The organism is Priestia sp. VA7 (assembly GCF_055710015.1).
On sequence record NZ_JBVQPN010000002.1, the window covers coordinates 675,952 to 692,787 of the forward strand.

The following is a 16,836-nucleotide window of genomic DNA, read 5'->3' on the forward strand; positions in this document are numbered from 1 at the left end:
TTTCTGTGATAAGAGCGTTACAAATTTATTACATTTCTTATTCTATCAGTGTTTCCCAAGAAACTCATAAAAAAAGCTCAAACCGGCGGTGAATTCAAAGAGACTAAGACATAACTACATCAATTTTTTCCGCAGGAGTCTTCGCCTTGCCCTTCAAACAGCTAGAAACAGCTACATGAAATCAAGTTCACGATCACAATGAAAAAATCCGAACGCAGTTGATTCTCAATTAAGAATCTGGATTTACCGTTCGGATCTTTCTTCAGCTAAAATCCATTTGTCACAGCCTTTTTTTCAGGTTTGTTCACTGTAAAAAACAGCCACGGTCTAAAAGACCGCGGCCATATTTTACAATACGTTAAAATATTTCGCTTCAGGATGTGCAAAAACAAGGGCTGTAACAGAAGCTTCTGGTTCCATCATGAAACCGTCTGTTAACTGAATGCCGATGTCTTCAGGTTTAAGTAATTTAAACAGTTTTGCTTGGTCTTCAAGGTCTGGACATGCAGGATATCCGAATGAAAAACGCTGACCTTGGTATTTGGCTGAAAAACGCTCCGCCATTGTAAAGTCAGGCGAATCAGGGAATCCCCAGCGGTCACGAATTTGCTGATGAACACGTTCTGCTAATCCTTCAGCTAGTTCAAGCGCAAGAGCTTGGAACACGTGACTCTTTAAAAACTCGCCGTTTTCTTTGAATTTCGCCGCGCGTTCGCGAATGCCTGTTCCTGCTGTTACAGAGAAGAAACATACATAGTCCATCTCTTTTTCTTTAGGTTTTGCAAAATCAGATAAGCACAGGAACTGTCCTTTTGCTTGCCGAGGGAAGGTAAAGCGTTCAATTTCTGTTTTTTCATCAGCAGGATCATAAATAATTAAATCATTTCCGTCTGCTTGAGCAGGGAAGAACTGATAAATAACCGCTGGCTTAATTAAGTTTTCTTTTAGTGCCAGTTCGAGCAGGTCATCAACGGTTTCTTTTAATTGAACAGCGCGCTCGTCTTTTTCAGCAAGCAGTTTATTCACTTTTCCTTTTAGTCCTAAGTGATGGCCTAAAAGCATCTGCCAGTTAATATACGGAAGAACCTGTGCCAAATCGTAGTGTTTGACAACGTGCCGCTTTAAATCAGCCGGTACAAAAACAGGAGCGTCCGTTGAAATGGCGGATCTTTCTAAAACAGCGGTAGCTGCTTGAGCGGTTTGAGGCTGGCGTTCTCGAACCGTTACTTTCTTTTCTTGCCGCGTTTTTAAATCTGCTAAAAGCTGAATAACTTCTTCTTTGTTCTGCAGCTTATTTGCTAACGCTAATCCGTCCATCGCATCTTTGGCGTAGAGGACCGCACCTTCATATTCCGGGGCGATTTTAAAGTCAGTAAATTTACGGGAAAGGGCAGCGCCTCCTACCATAATTGGAACATCAATGCTTGATTGTGTTAAATCCTGGGCAGTCAAAACCATTTGCTGAGCTGACTTTACTAGAAGACCTGACAGGCCAATGATGTCTGGCTTTTCTTCTTTTACTGCTTCAATCAGCTGCTGGGGCGTTACTTTAATTCCTAAATCAATTACTTTAAAACCATTGTTGCTTAAAATGATGTCTACTAAGTTTTTACCGATATCGTGCACGTCGCCTTTAACCGTTGCAAGAATAACTTTGCCTTTTCCAGAATCATTTTCAGTTGCTTCCATATGAGGTTCTAAAAAGGCAACGGATGCTTTCATAACTTCCGCACTTTGAAGCACTTCTGCTACAATCAGCTGGTTGTCATTAAACAAACGTCCAACTTCCGCCATCCCCTTCATAAGCGGTCCGTTAATAATATCTAACGGATCATCATATTGAGCTAAAGCCTGTTCTAAATCAGGAAGCAATCCTTCTTTTGTACCTTCGACAATATACATTGCCAATCGTTCTTCGAGTGTTAACGTAGAAATTTCTACTTTTGCTTCTTTCTTTTTATCACGATAAAAGTCGGTAAACGTGCTTAACGTTTCATCAGTTGTGTTAAATAATAACGCATTAGCAAGCTCAATTTCAGCTTCTGGAATAGAAGCATAGCGCTCTAATTTTTCGGTATTAACAATGGCATAATCGAGTCCAGCCTGCGTACAGTGATAAAGGTAAACCGCATTTAGTACTTCACGTCCGACTGGAGGAAGACCGAATGACACGTTACTTACGCCAAGAATGGTCAGGCAATCAGGCAGGGCTTCTTTAATCATTTTAATTCCCTTAACTGTTTCTTCAGCAGAACCAATATATTGTTCATCACCAGTCCCTACAGGAAACACAAGAGGGTCAAAAATAATATCTTTTGGATTAAAGCCATGTTTTTCAACAAGCAGATCATGTGAGCGTTTAGCAATCTCTACTTTTCGTTCTGCAGTAACGGCCATGCCTGTTTCATCGATTGTACCGACAACCAGAGCTGCACCGAATTTTTTTACTAGCGGTAAGATTGCATCAAAACGCTCTTCACCGTCTTCTAAGTTAATGGAGTTAATAATGACCTTACCTTGTGAGTACGTTAAAGCTTTTTCAATAACTTTCTCGTCGGTTGAATCGATTACAAGAGGAACCTTCACTTTTTTTACAACTTCTTGAATAAATTCCTCCATGTCTTCCATTTCTTCACGGTCCGGATCCGCTAAGCAAATATCAATAACGTGAGCACCATTTTTAACTTGAGCACGCGCAATTTCAGATGCTTCTTCAATTTTTCCTTCCGCAATCAGACGCTTGAACTTGCGAGAACCGATTACATTCGTACGTTCTCCCACAAAAAGAGGGCGCATAGAATCGTCATATACAAGTGGTTCAATACCGGTTACAGCATGGTTATGCTCGGAGCGATCAAGCGAACGGGGCGCAACCTCTTTTACCGCTTCAGCCAGTGCTTTAATATGAGCAGGCGTTGTACCGCAGCATCCGCCTACAAAGTTCAGCCAGCCTTTATCAGCAAACCCTTTAATTTTTTGAGCAAGCAGCTCAGGGGATTCATGATAATTGCCTTCTTCATCCGGAAGTCCAGCGTTTGGATAACAGCTAACTGCTGAAGTGGCTAGGTCTGAAAGAGAGCGAATATGATCCGTCATAAACTCAGGGCCTGTCGCGCAGTTAAGTCCGACTGAAAGAGGCTTCATGTGTTCCAGTGATAAGTAAAAAGATTCGATATCTTGACCAGCGAGAGTTGTTCCCATCGGCTCAATTGTTCCTGAAATCATAATAGGAACTTCGATTTTTAGTTTTTCAAACGCCGCTGTAATGCCTAAAAATGCGGCTTTTACGTTCAGCATGTCTTGACAGGTTTCGACTAAAAGCAAGTCAACGCCGCCGTCTAACAAACCTCGAGCTTGCTCTTCGTACGATTCTACTAACTCAGGGAATGTAATACCTCCGGTAACAGAGAGAGTCTTAGTGGTAGGACCGATAGCTCCAGCTACGAACCTAGGCCATTCGGGAGTTGAATATTTATCGCGGGCTGCACAAGCAAGCTTCACAGCTTCGATATTCAATTCATAAGCCAAGTGACCTAAATCGTATTCATCAAGTACGGTAGATGTTGAGCCAAACGTATTGGTTTCAATGATGTCAGCACCTGCTGCAAAGTACTCTTCATGAATGCGCTGAATCACATGAGGCGCTGTTCGAGTCAAATATTCGTTGCAGCCTTCATATTCTTCGCCGCCAAAATCTTCAGCGGTTAAATCAGCATCTTGAATCATCGTTCCCATTGCTCCATCGATGACGAGTATTCGCTTCTTTAGTTGTTGTTCGATAAGTGAGCTCATTTATATCTTCCTTTCTGATGTAACAAGTTGCTTGTCATGAATATAGCGTGTTAGAATTTCGGTCATTTCATAGCGCATAAACGGCGTAATTAAGTAAATACCGTCAAATAACTCATATGCTGTATCAATTAAGTTTTTTGCAATCGCAAGACCTTCGACTTCACCGCGGATTCGGTCATTTCCCGTTGCATCCATGCGTTCTAGAATATCTTCTGATAATTTAATTCCAGGTACTTCATGGTGAATAAATCGAGCATTTCTTGCGCTTGTTAACGGCATGATACCGATATATACCGGTGTTGTTAAATGTTTGGTTGCTTCATATACCTCTTCAATTTGCTTAGTTGAATAGAGAGGCTGAGTAATGAAATAGTGAGCCCCGCAGTCGATTTTCTTTTCCAAACGCTGAACGGCTCGGTCTAAGTGACGCACGTTTGGGTTAAAGGCAGCTGCAATGGAAAAATTGGTTTTTTGACCAAGTGGTTTGCCGGAATAAGATAGTCCTTCATTAAACTGAGCGATTAAACTAATCAAGTCAAATGAAGATAAATCGTAGACCGAAGTGGCGCCAGGGAAATCGCCAACTTTTGACGGATCACCGGTAATTGCAAGTACTTGATTCATTCCTAGCGTATGAAGTCCCATTAAATGAGATTGAAGTCCAATTAAATTTCGGTCGCGACAGGTAATATGAATAAGCGGTCGTGCTTTTGTTTCTTGCTGCATCAGTGTTGCCATTGCCAAGTTGCTGATGCGAGGTGAGGCAAGAGAATTATCAGCTAATGTAATAGCATCTACGCCGACTTTATCAAGTGCTTTTGCGCCTTCTAAAAATTTCGTGGGACCAAGCTGTTTAGGCGGATCTAGCTCGACGATAACCGAGCGGCGCTTCTTCACAATTTCATGCATATGAGGTTTATCCTGCTGCTCACGCTCTTGAACCGTAACGGCAGGTCTCATTTTAACGACTTTGCTTGTAATCGGAGGCAGGTCTTTTAAGGCAGATGACATTGCGCGTACGTGAGCTGGTGTTGTACCGCAGCATCCTCCAATTAAGCGAACCCCTTGTTCGCGGAATAAACGCGCGCTTTCTACAAAGTAGTCTTCATTTGTTTCATATTCCAGCTTTCCTTCCACATACGCCGGAAGGCTGGCATTAGGATAAGCAGATAAGAAAGCACGATCAGGAAGCGGTACTTCTTCAAGAGACTGAATCATATGATAAGGACCTAAACGGCAGTTTAGCCCGACAACATCTGCTCCCAGCGCCTCTAATTCTTTTAATGCATCTGCTAAAGGACGGCCATCTTGCAGTACGCCAATATCATGCAGGGAAACGTGGGTAATAATAGGCTTATCCGTTTCTTTTCTTGCCAGTGTAAGAACGGTTTTTAATTCTTCGAAGTCATAGTATGTTTCAAACAAAAGGCCATCCACGCCTTCATTTAAAAGCCAAAACATTTGTTCACGAATGCTTCGCTTAACCTCTTCTAAACTAATAGCGTTTTTTTGGAAAGAACGAATTCCGCCGAGTGTACCAACCACGTAAGCCTGATCTTTTGCAGCTTGTTTCGCTAATTTTACACCAGCAACATTGATGTCTTTGACTGAATCTTCTAATCCATAACGGGCAAGTTTTTGATAATTAGCAGCGTACGTATTTGTTTGAATAACGTTTGCACCAGCTTCTACATAGGCTCTGTGAATACGAGAAACCTCTTCTGGTTTGGTGATGTTTAGTTCTTCAAAACAGCTGTCGATACCGTGTGAGTAAAGGAGGGTACCAGTGGCACCATCCCCAATTAAAATTTTAGACTTTAAATCTTCAAGTAACCCCATGTCAAAACCTCCTTAAATTGTTCCGCTTCTATTTCACGAGTGATTCGTTTTATGCAATATGCCGATAAAATAGAAAAAGTCTTCTTAAGAAGAAGACTTTTTTCGCCTTCTTATCTTCCAAGCAATAAATTGCTTGCTGGATTTAGCACCATGTCTCTAACGACTGGTTGCTGAGGTTTCAAAGGGCCAGTCCCTCCACCTCTCATGATAAGAATCAATTGTATATAATTGAAACATATTTTTTTAAATAGAAAGAATACTTATTTAATAATTTATCTGATTTTTAGAAATTATACAACATTAAATTGTGAATTTCCAGCAAATATTGAGGAAAATTTAAAAGCTAAAGGGAAAATATCCGTATATTTTGTTTGGAAATGACTGTTATGTTAGGGGTTAAGGAGTTTTTTGTGAGAAATACAAAAAGAAAATGAAAAAAATAAACGAAAAGGCACAAGCGCTGGGATATGCGTAGATTTCCACGTAAAAAGGCTCGTCTTTTTTTTATCGTTTCTACATATAGTGAACTATGAAGGGTAGAAGGGTGATGGGCATGAAAAGGTGGAAACTCACGCTGCAGGTTGCTGCTACGTATGTAGGCACCGTTGTAGGAGCCGGTTTTGCAACAGGCAAGGAAATCGTTCAATTTTTTACACAGTACGGGGAACTTGGAATGGTCGGAATTTTGGTCAGCGGCTTGTTTTTTATTTGGCTAGGTTCAAAAATGATGCTGCTTTCGCACGCAATTGGGGCTTCTTCTTATCAGCAGCTTAATACATATTTATTTGGTGATGTGCTTGGAAAAGCGGTAAACGGTGTAATGATTGTCATTTTATTTGGAGTAACTTCAGTCATGCTAGCGAGTACGGGGGCAATAGGAAAAGAACAGTTCGGGCTGTGGCCTCCTGTTGGGATGATTTTTACAATTGTTTTAACTTATATATTTATCGCAAAAGGAATTAACGGTATTTTAATGGTTAATTCTCTTGTTGTGCCGATGATGCTTTCATTTGCTTTTATCATCTTTATGCCGAATATCAGCTATTTCTCACTGATTCAAACGAAGCCGGATTTAACGCTCGTCACGCAGTGGAAGTGGGCGGTTAGTCCCTTTTTATATATTTCCCTGAATCTAGCTTTGGCTCAGGCCGTTTTGGTTCCATTAGGAAGCTCGGTGAAAGATAGGAGCGTGATTAAAAAAGGGGCCGTAATAGGAGGATGTGTACTTACGTTTATGCTTGTTTCTACTCATCTTGCCCTTTCCAATTTGCCTTATTCATTTCAACTTGATATTCCGATGAGTGCGGTTGTTAAAAATATCTCAGCGTGGGTGAATGTTTTATTTACGGTAGTTGTGTTGGGCGAGATTTTTACTACATTGATTGGAAATGTATTTGGCATCGCTAAGCAGCTTCAGTCATTTCTTCCCCTCAATGACAAACAAGCTTTTGCATTTATTATCTTGGCTTGCTTTATTATTGGGCAATTCGGATATGCCCAGCTTCTTGAATTTTTGTATCCCATATTTGGCTATATTGGACTAGCTTTTGTATGGATGCTATGTATTAAAAAAGAAAAAATAAGCTAAAAGCTGGATTTTAAAGAATAGATGTGAAAAAACGAAGTTAAATGATGTGACAAGTCGTTTTTACTTTGCTATAATGTAAAACAAATAAGACTATAGCAGTCGAATATATTATTATCCTTCGGGGTCGGGTGTAAGTCCCAACCGGCGGTGATAAAGCGTATGCTTTTAAGCCCGTGACCCGTTTTCATACGATGTATGTTAGCGGTGGATCTAGTTAAAGTCTAGAGCCGACAGTAAAAGTCTGGATGGGAGAAGGATCAGGAAGCACAGTTGTTTTTTTGTGTTGAATTAATAAGGGGCACGCTTGCCTTTTTTAAAGCTACCCTTGTTTTTGTACACAAAATATAACTGTTTATTTCGTATACAATTAGCGGAATTTTGCATAGATAAAACTGATTCAGCTCAGCCGACCCCTTGGACATTTGTTCAAGGGGTTCTTTTATTTTCAGTGGTTGGGGGAAAGATAAATATGAAAAAAAAGCAGCTGCTATTTCAAAACGGTATAAGAAATTGCAATAGCGCCAAAGCAGGTGAAGAAAATGTTCACAGGTATCATTGAAGAAATTGGAAAAATAAAACGTATTCAAAAGGCCACAGAAGCAATTGTTCTTGCGATTGATGCGAAGACCGTGTTAGAAGATGTGAACTTAGGGGACAGTATTTCAGTTAACGGCGTTTGTTTAACCGTAACGGCTTACTCTCAAAATGAATTTACGGTCGATGTCATGCCGGAGACGATTAAAGCAAGTACCCTTCAGCTTCTAACCGTTGGATCACGTGTTAACTTAGAGCGGGCGATGGCTGCAAATGGCCGGTTTGGAGGGCATTTCGTTAGCGGACACGTTGATGGAATTGGAACCATTGTAAGCAAAACACGTAAAGGAAATGCCTTTTATTATGAAATTCAAGTCGATCCTGAACTTCGTGAATTTATGATGTTAAAAGGATCTGTTTCCGTAGACGGAACAAGTCTTACTATTTTTGATGTCAGCAACCAATCATTTACTATTTCTCTTATTCCTCACACGGTGCTTCACACAGTCGTTGGAGACAAACAGCGAGGAGACAAGGTGAATATTGAATGCGATATGTTAGCTAAATATATGCATCAGATGATGACAAATAAGTCAACTCCTGGCGCCTCGAATCGTTCAGGTAACATGAAGGATTTATTGCAGCAGCATGGTTTTACAAATTAACAGTGAGGTGAAAGAGATGTTTCATAAAGTAGAAGAAGCCATTGAAGAGTTAAAAAAGGGGAAAGTGGTTATTGTATGCGATGATGAAGATCGAGAAAACGAAGGAGATTTTATTGCATTAGCCGAAAAAACGACGCCTGAGGTTATTAACTTTATGGCTACTCATGGAAGAGGATTAATTTGTACACCTGTTAATGAAGAAATTGCGCATAAATTGAATCTTCACCCGATGGTAGCGAACAATACGGATGCACATGGCACAGCATTTACAGTAAGTATTGATCATATTTCAAGTACAACAGGTATCAGTGCATATGAACGCTCTGCTACCGTTATGGCTCTTGTAAATGAAGCGACGGTAGCAAGTGATTTTCAACGCCCAGGACATATTTTCCCATTGATTGCAAAAGACGGGGGCGTTCTGCAGCGTGCAGGTCATACAGAGGCTGCTGTTGATTTAGCAGTATTAGCAGGAGGAAAGCCTGCGGGTGTTATTTGTGAAATTATGAATGAAGATGGAACAATGGCACGTGTACCGGATTTAACAAAAATTGCAGAGCAATTTGATTTAAAAATGATTACAATAAAAGATTTGATTGCCTACCGCCGCAAACATGATCAGCTTATTAGCCGTGAAGTAGAAGTGAGCTTACCTACGGCATTTGGTGAGTTTAAAGCTGTAGGATATACAAATAAACTTGATAATAAAGAACATGTGGCTCTTATCAAAGGTGATATTGATCATAATAGCCCCGTTCTCGTTCGCGTTCACTCTGAGTGTTTGACTGGAGATGTGTTTGGTTCTGAACGCTGCGACTGCGGTCCTCAGCTTCACGCAGCTCTTACGCAAATTGAAGAAGAAGGACGCGGCATTCTGTTGTATATGCGTCAAGAGGGCAGAGGTATTGGCTTACTAAATAAGCTAAGAGCATATAAGCTGCAGGAGGAAGGATACGATACCGTAGAAGCGAATGAAAAACTCGGGTTTGCTGCAGATTTACGAGAGTATGGAATCGGTGCTCAAATCTTAAAAGACCTTGGAGTCAAACAAATGAAGCTTTTAACGAATAACCCTCGTAAAATTACTGGGCTAAAAGGCTACGACCTTGAAGTAATCGAGCGAGTGCCTCTTCAAATGCCGGCAGTGGATGCCAATAAAAAATACTTAGATACAAAAGCTAAAAAATTAGGTCATTTATTACATTTATAATTTTACACTTTTTTTCGTTATAACAAATGAAGCTAATTCATGAAAAGAAATGTAAATAACTATATATTAATACTAGCAGGAGGAACAAAAGATGAATCATTTATATGAAGGAAATTTAGTAGGCACAGGATTAAAAATCGGAATCGTGGTAGGGCGTTTTAATGAATTTATTACAGGCCGTTTACTTAGTGGAGCAGAAGATGCACTCAAACGTCACGGCGTAGCTGATGAAGATGTAGACGTGGCTTGGGTGCCGGGCGCTTATGAAATCCCATTAATCGCCAAAAAATTAGCTGAATCTAAAAAATATGATGCAGTGATCACGCTAGGAACCGTTATTCGAGGAGCTACTCCACACTTTGATTTTGTATGTAATGAAGTAGCAAAAGGCGTTGCATCTCAAAGCTTACAAACAGGCGTGCCAATTATCTTTGGTGTATTAACAACTGAAACAATTGAGCAAGCAATTGAACGTGCAGGAACAAAAGCAGGAAATAAAGGATGGGAAGCTGCAGCATCAGCTATCGAAATGGCTAACCTTTCAAAAATGATTGAAGGATAATAGATACCATTCCAGTTTTTATAAGCTGAAGAGTTAAAAGAGGCTGAAACAAAAGTATGTTAGTTGAAGGAAGATCCGAACGATGAATCGTTCGGATTTTTTTATTGGTAGGGTGAACGCAGGTTTCAGGTATGTAGTGGCTTCTATCTGTAGATTAAAAGGTCAGGCGAAGACTCCTGCGGGAAAAGCGGGAGAAGTGTGACCCCCCAGAAGCGTAAGCGACGAGGAGGCTCAGCGGCCGCCCGCGGAAAGCGAAGTCTTGCACGGAAATCAACTGCAGTGTAGAAAGCGATCTATACTGTCTCATGTATCCCGTTTGTTCGCCTTTAGATTGGATTGATGTAGTTATATCTCAAGCTTTTTTGAATAGAAGCTAGCTATGTATAATTTAGCTAAAACGTCTTACTCTAAGTAATAATTAGGTCGTAAAAGGGAGACGTCTATGCCTCATTATACTGCTTTTTTTGCATTGATTATTATCAGCACAGCCGTTTTGCTTACAGTATTCATACGTAAAAAAGATAAAAAGCTAGTCGTTTTGCTCTTTTTTATCATTGGAATGGCTTATGTACTAGAGTATGTTGTATTTGTGGTGTTTGAAAGTTACGATTACGATCCTGATTTTATGACCCATGAATATTTTGATAATTTGTTCGGATCCTTAACTTCTCAAGCGTTTGCTTTTCCAATCATGGCTATGGTGGTAGCTGCTTATCAATTGAAATTTCGCTATATTTTAATCATTTCAGCTATGTTTATGGGGATTGAAGAATTATTTTTACACTGGGATATTTATACACATCACTGGTGGAAAACAGTTTATACAGGCGCTTTAATGACTATAGGCTTTAGTATTTCAAAGATTTGGTATGTATGGCTAACAGAACGGTATATGACATTTGTGCATTACGCTACATTTTTTCTCGGAATGCTCGCCATTACTTCTACTATTATGTTTATGCTGTTAGCATATTTTCATAATAATTGGTTTTATACGGGATGGTTTGCGTCGGCTACTCATGATTCCGTAAATGCCACGATGATTTACGTTTGTATTGTTACGATTCTCCTCGTTTGGAGTGTAGCCAAAGAATTTTTTATGGGGGCTGGGATGATTATAGCGGGGCTCCGTATAGTAGATATTTTGCTGATTCACTATGGGGTGTTGCTGGTATCTGTTACCACTTCACTTGTTCTTTTTACGCTTTTACAAGCGGGTGTATTCATTCTGAGCGTTATGCTTCAAAACTTTATTATGAAAAATTGTTATGGGACGAGCAAAAAAGACATTGCGTTTCCAGCGAAGAACTACTAAGATAATACGTAACTCAAATAGTTTAGTTCAATAATATTTGAAACAAAGAAAAATGAATTGACGGTTATGCGTATTATTTGTAAGATAGGAAAGCAAATAATAGAAAGCCGAAACAGGGGAGTGAAGGATTCGTGAAAGAGTCCTTTTTTGTAGAAAAGGTACTTAATAATAATGTATTAATTGCTAAACACCTTACCTATGATGAAGTTGTGCTAATTGGGAAAGGAATAGGGTTCAATAAGAAAAAAGGCGATGAAATCGATGCAAAAGCCGTGGAGAAAATGTTTTTGTTAAAGAGTGAAGAAGAGCAAGAACAGTACAAGCAGCTTTTAGCGCAAGTGGATGAAGACGTGATTGAAATGATGAATGATATTGTAACGCACATTCAAAAACGTGTTAACATTCCTTTGAATGAGCATATACACATTTCATTGACGGACCATATCGCGTTTGCGATAAAACGTTTTCAGCAGGGAATGGGGCTTAAAAATCCATTTTTACTTGAAACCAAAGCTTTATATCCAGAGGAATATACGATCGCATCTGAAGTGGTAGAAATTATTAGTCGCAAAATAGGCGTGCAGCTTCCAGTAGGAGAGATTGGTTTTATTGCGCTTCATATCCACAGTGCGCTGACTGAAAAAAACCTGCTGGAAGTGAATCAAGACTCGCAGCTTATTCAAACGATTATTAATGTGATTGAAGAATCGCTTCATCTGCAGGTAGACAAAGAATCTGTGCACTATATGAGATTGATTCGTCATTTGCATTTTGCGATTGATCGAGTAAAAACAGGAGAAAAAATAGAAGAGCCAAAAAAAATTGCTTTGCTATTGAAAGAAGAATATCCCCTGTGTTACAATGTGTCTTGGAAAGTGATAAAAGTAATGCAGCAAGCGTTACATTTACCTGTGTATGAAGCAGAAGCAGTTTACTTAACGATGCATCTGCAGCGACTTATAACAAAAACGGATTTATAAAATCATTTCAATACGTGTTACTGATACGATCAGGCATGAGTGAGAAATGAAGCGATGTGTAATTGGATGAGTGTATCCATTTATCGTTTCTTTTTCCTCATGCCTTTTTTTGTTATAAGAAAGCGCAATCATTTAAAGCTTAGGCTTCAGGACACTAGGAGATGTAAGGAGTTTTCCAGTTAAAGAAAGCGTTTTATGAAAGCGCGTTAATGATTCACGTATCAAATAAATAGCTTGTTGCACACTAAATATATAAAAGGAGGTAAGCGCCATGTTTAAAAAACTTTTTGGAGTATTACAAAAAGTCGGAAAAGCGCTTATGTTACCGGTTGCGATTTTACCGGCAGCAGGGATTTTACTTGGAGTAGGGACAGCGCTTCAAAACCCTACATTGTTGGATGCAGTACCGGCACTTGGTGCAGACTGGGTTCAATTGGTTTCAAATGTTTTGTCACAAGCGGGTCAAATTGTATTTGACAACTTGTCGCTATTGTTTGCCGTTGGTGTTGCCGTTGGTTTAGCTGGTGGTGACGGTGTAGCAGGTATTGCTGCAATCGTAGGCTACTTAATTATGAACAAAACGATGAGCACAATCTTAGTTGCTACAGGACAACTAGATCCTGACAAAATGGGTGCCAATCCAGCTTACACTAGCATCTTAGGAATTCCTACGTTAGCTACAGGTGTATTCGGGGGTATCATAGTAGGTATTTTAGCTTCATCCATGTATAATCGTTATTTCAATATTGAATTACCATCTTATTTAGGGTTCTTTGCGGGAAAACGATTTGTACCAATCATTACTGGGGTATTTTCAATTGTTTTAGGTGTTATTATGATTTTCATTTGGCCGCCAATTCAAAGCGGATTAAATGCTTTCTCTACTAACATGATTGATGCAAACCCAACTTTATCAGCTTTTGTATTTGGATTGATTGAACGTTCATTAATTCCATTTGGACTTCATCACATATTCTACTCTCCGTTCTGGTTTGAATTTGGTGATTACGTTAATAAAGCAGGTCAACATATTCACGGTGACCAAAAGATTTTCTTTGCTCAATTAGCAGATGGCGTGCCTTTAACAGCAGGAACATTCCAAGTTGGTAAATTCCCGTTCATGATGTTCGGATTACCAGCAGCAGCTCTTGCAATTTATCACGAAGCTCGTCCTGAAAACAAAAAATATGTAGCTGGTATCATGGGTTCAGCTGCTTTAACATCTTTCTTAACGGGTATTACAGAGCCGCTTGAGTTCTCATTCTTATTCGTAGCACCAGTACTATTTGCAATTCACGCAGTATTTGCTGGTTTATCATTTATGGTTATGCAATTATTAAATGTTAAAATCGGTATGACATTCTCAGGTGGGGTTATCGATTACGTTCTATTTGGAGTTATGCAAAACCGTACAGCATGGTGGCTAGTTATTCCAGTAGGCTTAGTTCTAGCAGTTATTTACTACTTCGGTTTCCGCTTTGCAATCCGTAAATTTAACTTGAAAACACCGGGTCGTGAAGATAAAGAAGAAGGAGAAGAAGATGTAAAAGTAGAAGCAGCAGAGCTTCCAACAAATGTTTTAGCTGCACTTGGCGGTAAAGAAAACATTACACATTTAGATGCTTGTATTACGCGTTTGCGTGTATCAGTAGATGACGTAGGTAATGTTGATAAAAACCGCTTGAAAAAACTTGGAGCAGCTGGTGTTCTTGAAGTTGGTAACAATATTCAAGCTATTTTCGGTCCGAAATCTGACACGTTAAAAGGTCAAATTCAAGACATTATGAATGGCAAAACACCGGTTGTCACAAAAGAAGAGACAAAAACAATTGAAAAACCTGTTGCAACATCTGAAGTAGGAAGCGATAATGGTAATGATATTGTTTCACCGATTGAGGGAGAATTGGTACCTTTATCGGAAGTACCAGATCAGGTATTTTCACAAAAATTAATGGGTGACGGTTTTGCGATTATTCCGAAAACAGGCACAGTAGTTGCACCGGTGGACGGAAAAATAGTAAACTTATTCCCGACGAAACATGCTTTAGGTATTGAATCAACGACTGGACGTGAAATTTTAATTCACGTTGGTATTGATACAGTTAATTTAAAAGGCGAAGGTTTTGAAGCTTTAGTTGCCCAAGGCGATGAAGTGAAAAAAGGACAGCCTCTATTGAAAATTGATTTAGACTTTGTAAAAGAAAATGCGCCATCGACGATTACGCCGATCATTTTCACGAATTTACAAGCTGATGAAAAAATTGATATCTTAAAGCAGGGCCAAGTTTCTCAACAAGAAGCAAATATTATTAACATTTCAAAGTAAAAAGGAGATTGATTTAACATGGCACAAAAAACATTTACAGTAACAGCAGACTCAGGAATTCATGCACGTCCAGCAACAACTTTAGTACAAGCAGCAAGCAAATTTGATTCTGATATCAACTTAGAATTCAACGGTAAAACTGTAAACTTAAAATCAATCATGGGCGTTATGTCTTTAGGTATTCAAAAAGGCGCTACAATCACTATCTCTGCAGAAGGTTCTGACGAAGCAGATGCACTTGCTGCTCTTGAAGATACAATGAGCAAAGAAGGATTAGGCGAATAATGACAAAGGAAATTCAAGGCATTGCCGCTTCTAGCGGCATTGCTATTGCTAAAGCATTTCGTCTAGAAAATCCAGAATTAACCGTTGAAAAAAAATCAGTAACTGAAGTTGAAGCAGAAGTAGCACGTCTAGAAGCTGCGCTAGAAAAGTCAAAATCAGAACTTGAAATTATTAGAGAGCACGCTCGTAAAGAACTTGGAGATGACAAAGCAGAAATCTTTGAAGCTCACTTATTAGTTCTAAGCGATCCTGAACTTATTAATCCAATTAAAGATAAAATTACAAATGAAAATGTAAACGCTGAACATGCACTTGATGAAGTAGCGGCAATGTTCATTAATATGTTTGAGTCAATGGACAACGAATATATGAAAGAACGTGCTGCTGATATCCGTGATGTAACAAAACGTGTATTAGCTCATCTTTTAGGTGTAAACGTTTCAAATCCAAGCTTAATCTCAGAAGAAGTTGTCATTATCGCAGAAGATTTAACGCCGTCTGATACAGCACAGTTAAATCGTAAGTTCGTAAAAGGATTTACAACAGATATTGGCGGACGTACTTCTCACTCAGCAATTATGGCGCGTTCCATGGAGATCCCAGCTGTTGTAGGTACAAAAACAGTTATGGAAGACATTCAAAACGGCGTATTAGTAATTGTCGATGGTTTAGATGGCGAAGTTATCGTTGATCCAAGCGAAGAAACAGTAAAAGCTTACGAGAAAAAAGCCGCTGAGTATGCAGAACAAAAAGCTGAGTGGGCTAAGCTTGTAAATGAAAAAACGGTTTCAGCTGATGATCATCACGTTGAACTTGCAGCTAACATTGGTACACCAGAAGATGTAAAAGGCGTATTAGAAAACGGCGGCGAAGGCGTTGGCCTTTATCGTACAGAATTCTTATATATGGGCCGCGAAGATCTTCCGACGGAAGAAGAGCAGTTTACTTCTTATAAAACAGTTCTTGAACGTATGGAAGGTAAACCAGTGGTTGTTCGTACTCTTGATATTGGTGGAGACAAAGAGCTTCCTTATTTAAATTTACCAAAAGAAATGAACCCATTCTTAGGATTCCGTGCCATTCGCTTATGTCTAGAGATGCAAGACATGTTCCGTACACAGCTTCGTGCGCTTCTACGTGCAAGCGTATACGGTAATCTGAAAATTATGTTTCCTATGATTGCTACTGTTGATGAGTTCCGTCAAGCAAAAGCTATTCTTTTAGAAGAAAAAGCTAAACTTCAACAAGAAGGCGTCCAAGTTTCGGAAGACATCGAAGTAGGGATGATGGTAGAGATTCCTTCCTCAGCGGTAATCGCAGATTTATTTGCTAAAGAAGTAGATTTCTTCTCTATCGGAACAAATGATTTAATTCAATACACGCTTGCTGCTGACCGCATGAATGAGCGCGTGTCTTATTTATATCAACCGTATAACCCAGCGATTCTTCGCTTGGTGAATATGGTAATCAAAGCGGCTCACAAAGAAGGTAAGTGGGTAGGCATGTGTGGAGAGATGGCAGGAGATGAGATTGCAATTCCAATTCTTTTAGGTTTAGGCTTAGATGAATTCTCAATGAGTGCAACATCTATTCTGAAAGCTCGTTCTCAAATCCGTCAATTATCAAAAGCTGATATCGAACCTCATTTAGATACAATTCTATCAATGTCTTCTACGGAAGAAGTTATTGAGTTTGTAAAATCAACTTTTCATATTGGATAATAAAAAGGTGTGATCATAT

The 16,836-nt window shown here is 39.4% G+C and carries 11 protein-coding genes and 2 riboswitches; of the genes, 9 read left to right on the forward strand and 2 right to left on the reverse strand.

Annotated elements, in window-relative coordinates; translation table 11 throughout:
• Positions 1-348: 348 nt before the first annotated feature.
• Positions 349-3,792: a methionine synthase gene (gene metH, locus AC0C45_RS09955; protein ID WP_016763407.1), complete on the reverse strand. Its 3,444-nt coding sequence runs from the start codon at positions 3,790-3,792 to the stop codon at positions 349-351.
• Positions 3,793-5,631, reverse strand: a complete 1,839-nt coding sequence (locus tag AC0C45_RS09960; protein WP_013082256.1) for a bifunctional homocysteine S-methyltransferase/methylenetetrahydrofolate reductase — start codon at positions 5,629-5,631, stop codon at positions 3,793-3,795.
• Positions 5,632-5,738: 107 nt separating this feature from the next.
• Positions 5,739-5,845: riboswitch (SAM riboswitch) on the reverse strand.
• A 339-nt stretch (positions 5,846-6,184) separates the two neighbouring features.
• Here AC0C45_RS09960 and AC0C45_RS09965 point away from each other — a divergent pair.
• The 9 genes from AC0C45_RS09965 (at position 6,185) to ptsP (ending at position 16,817) form a co-directional block, all read left to right on the forward strand.
• Complete coding sequence (locus tag AC0C45_RS09965) at positions 6,185-7,219, forward strand: YkvI family membrane protein (RefSeq protein WP_230586580.1); 1,035 nt, start codon at positions 6,185-6,187, stop codon at positions 7,217-7,219.
• 110 nt (positions 7,220-7,329) lie between these two features.
• Positions 7,330-7,480, forward strand: a riboswitch (FMN riboswitch).
• Positions 7,481-7,758: 278 nt separating this feature from the next.
• The gene (gene ribE / locus AC0C45_RS09970) at positions 7,759-8,418 is read left to right on the forward strand and encodes a riboflavin synthase (protein WP_047933046.1); all 660 of its coding nucleotides are present in this window, start codon (positions 7,759-7,761) and stop codon (positions 8,416-8,418) included.
• Between the two features lie 16 nt (positions 8,419-8,434).
• The gene (locus AC0C45_RS09975) at positions 8,435-9,628 is read left to right on the forward strand and encodes a bifunctional 3,4-dihydroxy-2-butanone-4-phosphate synthase/GTP cyclohydrolase II (RefSeq protein WP_034655260.1); all 1,194 of its coding nucleotides are present in this window, start codon (positions 8,435-8,437) and stop codon (positions 9,626-9,628) included.
• Between the two features lie 91 nt (positions 9,629-9,719).
• Positions 9,720-10,190: a 6,7-dimethyl-8-ribityllumazine synthase gene (gene ribH, locus AC0C45_RS09980; RefSeq protein WP_013056007.1), complete on the forward strand. Its 471-nt coding sequence runs from the start codon at positions 9,720-9,722 to the stop codon at positions 10,188-10,190.
• Between the two features lie 442 nt (positions 10,191-10,632).
• The gene (locus AC0C45_RS09985; protein ID WP_257063094.1) at positions 10,633-11,505 is read left to right on the forward strand and encodes a hypothetical protein; all 873 of its coding nucleotides are present in this window, start codon (positions 10,633-10,635) and stop codon (positions 11,503-11,505) included.
• Positions 11,506-11,636: 131 nt separating this feature from the next.
• The gene (glcT, locus tag AC0C45_RS09990; RefSeq protein WP_013056009.1) at positions 11,637-12,485 is read left to right on the forward strand and encodes a glucose PTS transporter transcription antiterminator GlcT; all 849 of its coding nucleotides are present in this window, start codon (positions 11,637-11,639) and stop codon (positions 12,483-12,485) included.
• A 271-nt stretch (positions 12,486-12,756) separates the two neighbouring features.
• Positions 12,757-14,811, forward strand: coding sequence for a glucose-specific PTS transporter subunit IIBC (gene ptsG, locus AC0C45_RS09995; protein WP_013056010.1), 2,055 nt, complete (start codon positions 12,757-12,759; stop codon positions 14,809-14,811).
• An 18-nt stretch (positions 14,812-14,829) separates the two neighbouring features.
• Entirely contained in the window at positions 14,830-15,096 is a 267-nt protein-coding gene (locus AC0C45_RS10000; protein WP_013056011.1) for a phosphocarrier protein HPr, read from the forward strand.
• Entirely contained in the window at positions 15,096-16,817 is a 1,722-nt protein-coding gene (ptsP, locus tag AC0C45_RS10005) for a phosphoenolpyruvate--protein phosphotransferase (protein WP_013082261.1), read from the forward strand. The genes AC0C45_RS10000 and ptsP overlap by 1 nt, the downstream gene beginning before the upstream one ends.
• Positions 16,818-16,836 lie beyond the last annotated feature (19 nt).